Below are 430 nucleotides of genomic sequence, written 5' to 3'. Positions count from 1 at the left end.
TATTGTACAACGGGGATATGATAATGCCCTGTTGATTCCAAAACGAGGGGAGGCTTTACTCCTGTTTTCATTTCTATTTCTCTTACAAAATAGTGAAGGGACTGCAGTCCTTCCATGGTATGTGCCACTTTAAAACTCTGATTATAAGGTTGTTTCTTATCCAAGAACGCTTGTACCTGACTTTCACCTTTCGCTACATCCAGACCAACCACTGGATTCATTTTTATCTCCTCCAAAAACATAAAATTGCCGGTAACCCCTTATCCTTCTTGCAGTTTCATAGCTTCGCTTGTTATACGAGATCATGGTCCCAACCAGCCAAATCATGTTTAAGCAAGTAGGGGGCGAACTGTTTAGCTGACGGGATCTTTGTCCCACGGGCAGGTACGTTCTACCCCGGCTACCGTTATAATAAAACCATATAAAAAAT

Annotated in this window: 1 pseudogene; it reads right to left on the bottom strand. The window is 41.9% G+C overall.

The window, feature by feature from the left end:
• Nucleotides 1-221: pseudogene (locus KW850_RS32740) on the bottom strand (IS110 family transposase); the annotation flags it as partial.
• Nucleotides 222-430: the final 209 nt, after the last annotated feature.

It is taken from the genome of Bacillus sp. sid0103 (assembly GCF_019219025.1).
This window is presented reverse-complemented; position numbering and strand designations above follow the sequence as displayed.